Consider the following 5,358-nt stretch of genomic DNA (forward strand, 5'->3'; position numbering starts at 1 on the left):
ATTCTCTTCGTGGGCAGTGTAAGATAGTTATAAGAGACAGATGCAACGCTTCCTCCAAAAAAAAAGTGAATGATAAAATATGGTTCCTTTATATCGGCTTTAATGTGGGAGCCATATTTCTGAGCTTCTTTTTTATGAGATATAGTGATTAATTTCTACGGTAGTTATTAAAAGCATTGATTATCAATACTCAATTGCAAAACTTAATTCGTTCTCTCAACACATCACATCAAATAATACTTCGATTTCATTTAAACCAAACTAAGCATAATTTATGAAAGATATGTTTGTATTTATTACCTTTGGACTAATAGTCGGTTGTAAGAAGCTTTCCTACGCACTCACTGTTGTCAGTTACGTCAAGTTAATATTTCCCAAATTCAAGACCATTGAATAGATCACGGGTAGCGTTTAATCTTCTTAAGTGACAAAAGGCGCAGTGAAGCTTAAAAATAATTATAACTCAAAATAAAAGTGTCTGATTAACAGACCATAAAAGCTAAGGATATTGTATGAGCCAACCAAAGATGGCTGAAACCAGTAACTACCGTACGTTTGTATTATGGCTTCTCACGTTAGCCTATATATTTAGTTTTATTGACCGCCAAATTATGGGCGCTTTATCCCCAAGCATTAAAGCCGACCTTGGATTTGAAGACTGGCAATTAGGCCTTCTCAAAGGCTTTGGCTTCGCTTTACTTTACACTACCGTTGGCATACCAATCGCATGGTTGGCTGACCGTTATAGCCGAACCAAGATCATTAGTATCTCGGTTTTTTTCTGGAGCTTATTTACGGCGCTCACAGGCATGGCTAATAGTTTCACAAGCATGCTTATCGCCAGAACAGGTGTTGGTATTGGTGAAGCAGGTGGTTCGCCCCCCTCGCACTCAATAATTTCAGATTTATATCCAAAAGAGAAACGTGCAAGTGCGTTGGGCGTTTACTCGCTAGGCATTCCGATTGGCATCGCTTTTTCTTATATCCTAGCCGGTATCTTAGTTGAAACTCTTGGTTGGCGCGGAACTCTCGTTGCACTGGGAGTCGCCGGAGTCATTTTGGCGTTAATTATTTCGCTGGTGGTACGTGAACCTAAACGTGGTCAAATGGAAGGTGATAATTTTATTTTAGAGCCCGTTAGCATTAGTGAATCTATAAAAACCTTAGCTAAAATTCCTAGCTGGTGGGCCATGTGTATGGGGATTGCGTGGGTCAGTTTCGGAGGTTATGCCGTGGCTAACTGGGGAGTCGATTATATTGTTCGCTTTCTTCCAGAATATGCCCCTGGAGTTGGCAATGGTAAGTTCCGTTGGTTAATGTTGATGCTTGGTCTGGTTCACTTAGTAGGTTACGGTGCCGGCACCTATTATGGCGCTGTAATAACCGAAAAATTAGCTAAAAAGAATATTAGTGCTTACGGTTGGTTGCCAGGCGCTGTGCTAATAGTAGGCGTTCCCGCCCTTATCGGCGCATTTTGGGTGCAAAACATATATCTTCATTTAGTGTTGATTACTATATATCTTGTTTCTGCAGGTGTTTATTTAGGCCCAAGTTTTGCTGCAGCTCAAACACTGGCCCCGATTAATATGCGAGCAATGTCGACAGCATTATTCTTTTTAATATTGAACCTTATCGCCCTGGGTGGAGGCCCAACTTATATCGGTTTAGCAAGCTCTGCATTAACAGAGCAGTACGGTGAAGTGCATGCTTTACGCCTATCGCTCACTTCATTAATTGTCCCTTATATCCTTTCTATCATTGCATTCTTTTGGGCTGCTAAAACGTTACCAAAAGACTGGGCTGAAGCTGAAGCTCGCAACGAGAAGATGGTGAGTAATAACAAATCCACATCGACTTGAACTAATTGACTTATTAGTCCCTTGATATCGCGACAGTAAGCAGTAAAAGTTGGCATATTAAAAAGTGAAAATATGTTGTGTTGTTTAGGCTAATTTCGAAACAAAGCATTTTACATTTAGGAAAGTTGGTAAAACAAAATATCTGTATTAGCGATGATGACACGTAAAAAAATTAAAATAACTTATGGTCATTTGAACATGATGAAATTTTAGTTGTAGCTAGCCTGTTGGAGTCTTGTAAATTGTGCCTGATTTGCTTAGTTGCTTAGTTGCTTAGTTGCTTAGTTGCTCTGGGGCTATAATAAATACCGGCTAAAGTGCACGTTAATTTAGGACATACACATAGGCATAACTTTACTCAATCTAGGTCTGTTGTATAGGTAAGAAATAGTGTTTATGATTAAATTTACGTATATTAAAATGGAAAATGTTTATGCATGAGATTGACACAGATTATTTGATTGTTGGCGCGGGTGCACTTGGCTTATCTTTTGCGGATTCGTTACTTGAACATGGCGACGGACATATTACTTTCGTCGATCAACATCCCAAGCCTGGTGGGCATTGGAATGTTGCTTATCCGTTTGTAACTTTACATCAGCCTAGTGCGACCTATGGGCTCAATTCGATGAGTCTTAGCGATGATCTTATGGATACTGATGGTCCCAATAAAGGTTTTTATAAGCTCGCTACGGGAACGCAAGTATTGGGTTATTTTGAGCAAGCGATGCAGCAACGTTTTATTCCGAGCGGGCGTGTTAGTTATTATCCCATGTCAAAGTATCAAGAGGGTGCTGGCGGCGAACACAATATTGTGTCAAGTATTTCTGGTAAGAAAACCCGCGTAAATGTTCGCCGTAAACTGGTCGATGGCAGTGTTTGGACTGCGTCTGTTCCTGCCACTCACAAACGTAAGTTTGAGATTACTGATGGCGTACGTTTGACCACTCCAGGCAAACTTCCCGACGCATGGCTAACCGATGCTAAGGTACCTGGGCATTACGTTATAATGGGTGGAGGAAAGACCGCCATGGACGTAGGTGTTTGGCTCATAAACATGGGTGTCGAAGCATCGAGTATAAGTTGGGTTCGCCCTCGTGAAACGTGGTTGATAAACCGTGCCTCTACTCAGCCAGGCTCAAAATTTGCCGAAAACAGTATTGGTTGGCAGTTAGAACAAATGCGCATTGGCGCTACGGCAACAAGCGGCGACGAAATCTTTCTACATTTAGAAAAACATGGTCATATGTTTCGACTAGACCAGAGTAGTCTGCCAAGCAAGTTTCATTTTCCGACGATTTCTCAGGGCGAAGTTGATTTACTAAGACAAATCGAACATGTAATTAAAATTGGACGCGTTAACTTAATTGAACCAGGAGTTTTACATGGGTCAGATGGCGATGCCGAAGTCCCAGCGGATTCGTTGTTCATTGATTGCACTGCAACGGCAGCAAAGCGAGCTGCTGTATCACCAATATGGCAAGGTGACCGCATCGTACCTGCAATTTTGCAGGTACCCTTGGTCTCACTTAGTGCAGCAATTGCTGGATTCATTGAGGCAACATTTGACACCAATGAGGAAAAGAACGCCCTCGCCATGCCAATACAAATGACAGATACACCCGCAGATTATCCGCAGGCAATGTTAGGTAATGTGATGAATCGTATGCTTTGGTCAAAGAACCCAGCCATCATGAGTTTCTTGAACACTGCTCGACTTGATCCTGCTCAGCGAATAAAGAGTGTAATGGCCGATGTCACTGAGGATGTAAGACATGACGCAGGTCAGATACGTAACGCAACTATTGCCGCACTACCCAATTTAAAGAAGTTAATGGTAGAAAATCTTATGGCTGGGAATAAAGCGGCTGACTGAGCAATTCAGCCTTTCAAGCTGTAAATATGTAGATTATCCCTGACAAGTTATGAAAGGGATAATCTTTTAAAAATACTAGAAAGTACTTTTACCAACAAACATTATTAGACTCAAATACAATTTGTCGACACTTATCCAACGTTGTCAAGATGATTTTCCTAATCCATTTGTGTCGATAAATTAAATCCTTCTACTTAAATTCTGAATACTCCAGTAACAAACCTACCAAGTACTAATGCTAATGAAAGCTAAAATAAGAATAAATGTAATGTTACGAAATAAAGCCATTTCTGCTGTGGTCACGAGGACACTATAAGATGTCACACCGCCAACCTTGCTGACTTCTAATACCCGAAGTCATTCTTTGTTTTATTAGTGTTTAGGACGAACCAGTACGAGGACTGTAAATCGGTTTTAATGTGACTGACACGTCCATTTAACTTTTGAAAATAATCAAATAATATCAGTTGATATCAGTTTTAACGAGCAGCCTATTTCTTTTGAGGCAAAACAATAGGCTGAACTCATATGTCAGAAGTGATGAATGGCCCTTGTGATATAGAGACACTAAAACAATGCGTTTGCGGAATAACGGAGGAATATAAACACTTTTATGCGAGGATAAATAAGAAGGTTTAAAAATAATTTGAAGTACTAACGAATTAATGAAGGTCCAAACTGTATGACAGTCGCTCATATTCTGTCATTCCATTATTTTGCTAAATAAGCTTTTTTTTGAACTGTTTTATAGTCTTAGGTAACACTATGCTGAGAGTAATAGACTCCACCCATTGATATTATGACGCTAAAAAACAGGCTGAGGAGGCGCTATAAAGAAGCACTCCTATTCACTCTAAAATGAGTAAATAGGAGTGCTACGGGTAATCATTTATTAGGTTTTATCTATTTTCGAATATTAGAAATGCGAAACCTAACATACGATCATTACATTTCATAAAAGGCATCTACTAAGGCACCTACTTTTACTTCATTGACAACGGTATTATTGTTGAGAAGCGCTTCAATAGAAGCTCTATCTTCTTCTGTAGCGTTGCCATAACGATCTGCAGATGTGACTGAACCTTCAAAAGACTCGCTATCATTATGAAGACTTATGTATAGATCTTTGTTATTGACTAATTCTTCAAGGCTGTTAAAAAAGCTCTCGTATTCTGCTTCTGATGCTTCGGCTAACTTAAAGTTAAACTCAAAGCCTAAGATAGCCCAATCACCTAAATACATTTTTTTCTGAAGACGTCTGTTTCTGCTCGGTTGCTCTGACATTTTATTACCTGTAAAAGTTAAGATGGATTAAACCATTACTCATATCGAGGACGCACTGGTCGATACTAAATGGTTAGCGCGCGCATACTATCAGTTTTTGTAAATTTGTTTTGAAAGAATAATAAAAGTTACTCGAAGTTCGATTGTGAAGCTGTAAATGAAGAATTATGGTGTAGTGTTTGAGCGTTTTTTGAGCATTATCTGAGAATTGTATGAACCACAATAAAGGTATAAATGCCCTAAAAAAACAGGTATTAAAAACTTAAAAGTAGGGCGTACACAGCTTTCATCAATTTTAATCTCGCACCGAAATAATAAACATGTATAGCTGAAACACTG

At 39.4% G+C, this 5,358-nt stretch carries 3 protein-coding genes; 2 read left to right on the forward strand and 1 reads right to left on the reverse strand.

The annotated features are described in order from the left end of the window. Positions 1 to 512 precede the first annotated feature (512 nt). Together QZ562_RS19215 and QZ562_RS19220 are read left to right on the forward strand one after the other, a co-directional pair. Positions 513 to 1,859, forward strand: coding sequence for an MFS transporter (locus QZ562_RS19215; protein ID WP_293763858.1), 1,347 nt, complete (start codon positions 513 to 515; stop codon positions 1,857 to 1,859). 433 nt (positions 1,860 to 2,292) lie between these two features. Further along, complete coding sequence (locus tag QZ562_RS19220; protein WP_293763860.1) at positions 2,293 to 3,735, forward strand: hypothetical protein; 1,443 nt, start codon at positions 2,293 to 2,295, stop codon at positions 3,733 to 3,735. Positions 3,736 to 4,680: 945 nt separating this feature from the next. Here QZ562_RS19220 and QZ562_RS19225 read toward each other — a convergent pair. Further along, positions 4,681 to 5,019 carry a 50S ribosome-binding protein YggL gene (locus QZ562_RS19225; protein WP_293763863.1) on the reverse strand — a complete coding sequence of 113 codons (339 nt, stop codon included), beginning with the start codon at positions 5,017 to 5,019 and terminating at the stop codon, positions 4,681 to 4,683. Between the last annotated feature and the right edge of the window lie 339 nt (positions 5,020 to 5,358).

The organism is uncultured Paraglaciecola sp. (assembly GCF_913058035.1).
Classification (GTDB): Bacteria; Pseudomonadota; Gammaproteobacteria; order Enterobacterales; family Alteromonadaceae; genus Paraglaciecola.